The sequence below is a fragment of the Streptococcus mitis genome (assembly GCF_023109235.1).
In the GTDB taxonomy this organism is placed as follows: domain Bacteria; phylum Bacillota; class Bacilli; order Lactobacillales; family Streptococcaceae; genus Streptococcus; species Streptococcus mitis_DA.
Genome location: NZ_JALDUC010000021.1, coordinates 1 through 3,066, shown reverse-complemented (window position 1 = coordinate 3,066; position 3,066 = coordinate 1). Strand labels below are relative to the sequence as shown.

3 protein-coding genes are annotated in these 3,066 nt (G+C 38.8%); 1 reads left to right on the top strand and 2 read right to left on the bottom strand.

The genetic code is table 11. From position 1 onward, the window contains the following. Positions 1-517 (top strand): IS3 family transposase (locus M1F55_RS08985; protein WP_247947712.1); only part of this gene is annotated, 517 nt, incomplete at its 5' end. A gap of 96 nt (positions 518-613) precedes the next feature. Here M1F55_RS08985 and M1F55_RS08980 read toward each other — a convergent pair. Further along, positions 614-2,578 (bottom strand): peptide ABC transporter substrate-binding protein, encoded by a 1,965-nt coding sequence (locus M1F55_RS08980; RefSeq protein WP_070526608.1) that lies wholly within the window; start codon positions 2,576-2,578, stop codon positions 614-616. A 138-nt stretch (positions 2,579-2,716) separates the two neighbouring features. Then, on the bottom strand, positions 2,717-2,851 hold the full coding sequence (rpmH, locus tag M1F55_RS08975) for a 50S ribosomal protein L34 (RefSeq protein ID WP_000831905.1): 135 nt from the start codon (positions 2,849-2,851) through the stop codon (positions 2,717-2,719). Between the last annotated feature and the right edge of the window lie 215 nt (positions 2,852-3,066).

Below are 3,066 nucleotides of genomic sequence, written 5' to 3'. Positions count from 1 at the left end.
TCAACGTCAATTTGAAGCAACCAAACCAATGCAAAAGTGCTACACAGATGTGACAGAATTTGCCATTCCAGCAAGCAGCCAAAAGCTTTATTTATCACCAGTTTTAGATGGCTTTAACAGAGAAATTATCTCCTACAATCTTTCTACTTCGCCGAACTTAGTACAAATGAAAGCTATGCTAGAACAAGCCTTTACAGAGAACCATTACGAAAATACAATTCTCCATAGTGACCAAGGATGGCAATACCAACACGATTTCTATCATCATTTTTTAAAGAATAAGGGAATCCAACCATCTATGTCACGTAAGGGAAATAGTCCAGATAACGGTATGATGGAATCTTTCTTTGGCATTCTTAAGTCTGAAATGTTTTATGGTTATGAGAATACGTTTCAGTCACTTGAACACTTGGAACAAGCTATTGTAGACTATATTGATTACTACAACAACAAACGAATTAAGGTAAAACTAAAAGGACTTAGCCCTGTACAATACAGAACTAAATCCTTTGCTTAAATTAATTGTCTAACTTTTTGGGGTCAGTACAAGCTCTGGTAAGGCCTTTTTCTGAATCCAGTCACTATGCTTAACTGAAAAGCATGACTAGGAATACTATTGAATGTGGTTAGCTAAATCTTCCTGAGCTTTTTTATTTGACTCAGCTTTTTCTTTCAGCCATTTTTCATAGAGTTCTTGGTACTGTTTAGCGGTTACTGGCTCTTTTTGCAATTCAACATATTTGTAGTTGTCCGCATTTCCCTTATGACCAACAAATGAGAATGGTCCTGTAAACGGTACAGTCTTACGGAAGATTGGGTTAGCTCCACCACTTTGAACTGGTAGGAAGAGGGCACTATCTGTCAACCAAGCTTGAGCTTCAGCATATTTTTCATAGCGAGCTTGAGTATCTGTGATTTCCGCATCAGCCTGATCCAAGAGTTTCTTGTAGTCAGAAAGACCAATCTTGTCCTTGACTTCCTTGTCTTTTCCTTCAGACAAGCCCATGTTTTTCAACTGAGAACCTGTCTCTGGATCAAGAATAGCTAGGTAAGTCTTAGGATCTGAGTAGTCTCCACCCCATCCTGATATGTCAATATCATAGTCTTTTTGTTCTGCTGTATCTGCAAAGTAGGTTGCTTGGTCTTTTTCATCTGGAGAAAGTTGGATAACATCGATAACTACATTCTCCTTACCAAGGTTTTCTTCCACTGTTTGTTTGAAAGATCCAGCTTGTTGCACATCCAACTTAGCAGTCTGGTCAACTGGCATATCCAAATGAATTGGGAAAGTTACTCCCTGTGCTTGCAGACTTTCTTTGGCCTTGGCAAACTTCTCTTTGGCCTTTTCAGGATTCAAGAAGGCTTGCTTACCATCGTTTAGATTGATATTTGCCCAATCTTTACCATAGTTGACAATTTTCTCATTAACAACATCACCGAAGTTCTTATCACCAACTTGGACAAAGTCACTTGGTGTAACCGTATTACGCAAGATACGGTCTGCTCCTTCTTCACCATTTGTCTGTGCTGCATAAGCATGACGGTCAAAGGCAAAGTTGATAGCCTGACGGAAATCTTTATTTTGCATAGCTGCGCGTGAATCTGTCTTTTCCTTATCAGACTGTTTCATAGTTTGCTTGTAGCTTTGACGATTCACGTTGAAAAGATAGTAGAAAGTAACTGAGTTTTGTGGTGTATAGGTAATCTTGTCCTCATTTCCCTTCTTGAGTTCAGCAAAGACTGAACTTGTTGGGAAGATACGGCCATCTGTATAGTTACCATCCAAGAAACCTCTAGCAATGCTGTCTTGGTCAGAACCGTCAAAGAAAGAGAGTTTCACTTTCTCGATTTTAACATTGTCCTTATCCCAGTAATTAGGATTTTTATCAAGTTCAATCAAAGATTTGGATGAGAAAGATTTAAACAAGTAAGGACCATTTGACAAGATACTTGATGGTGTTACGCTTCCAAAGTCATCTCCTTTAGACTTCAAGAAGGCTTCATTTACAGGATTAAGGATACTTGCTGTTGTTTTAGAGTTCCAATAAGTCTCAGGTTGGTTGAGAGTGTATTGTAGAGTGTAATCATCCACTGCCTTAACACCAACAGTTCCAAAATCAGATGATTTCCCTTCAACATAGTCTGCTAGTCCCTTGATAGAGTCTTGTACCAAGTACAAGTTTTCAGCCTTTTTATCAGCCGCATACTTGAGACCAGTCACAAAGTCATGAGCTGTTACGTCCGCATACTCTTCTCCTTCAGAAGTGTACCATTTAGCTCCCTGACGGATCTTATAAGTGTAAGTCAAGCCATCTTTTGACACTGTCCATGACTCAGCCATAGAGGGGATGAGATTGCCATACTGGTCATTTTCCAACAACCCATCAATCAAGTTGGTTGTGATACTAGATGTAGAGTCTCGTGTAGAGGTAATGTAATCCAAGGTATCAGGGTTACTGACAAAGATATAAGAGTATGTCTTGTCTGCATTGCTTGATTGGGAAGACCCACATGCCGCTAGAGCTAGACCTGCTGTCAAAGCCATAGCTCCAAAAAGCATAACTTTTGATTTCTTCATGATTATTCTCCATTTTTTACAGTATGTGAAATATTATACACTATTTGAGCAAAAATATAAAGCCTTTTTGAACTTTTTTACAAAAATAAAAATCAGTAGACTCGAGTTCCTACTGATTTTTGTTATGGTTCGTTTGGATTATGCAGCCAAAACTTTGCGTCCTTTACGACGACGAGCTGCCAATACGCGACGACCGTTTTTAGTTGACATACGGTTACGGAATCCGTGTTTGCGCGCACGACGAAGTTTACTTGGTTGATAAGTACGTTTCACGATGAATACCTCCTCATAGATTTTGTATTCGTTTAGCCGGCTATAAAGTGATCAGTTACTAAACATACTTTACTATTCTATCTGATTCTTTCACTTTTGTCAATAGCTCAAGGCAAATGTTTCCAGCTTTTTCGAATGGGTAACTTCTCAAAGTAACTTCCACTTGCCTGACCAAAGTGGAAATTAGTCTAAAACGGATTTTTATGGTGGAATTA

Excerpts from the sequence above, each read along its gene's own strand:
- M1F55_RS08980 (WP_070526608.1), bottom strand. The coding sequence starts at position 2,578 with ATGAAGAAATCAAAAGTTATGCTTTTTGGAGCTATGGCTTTGACAGCA.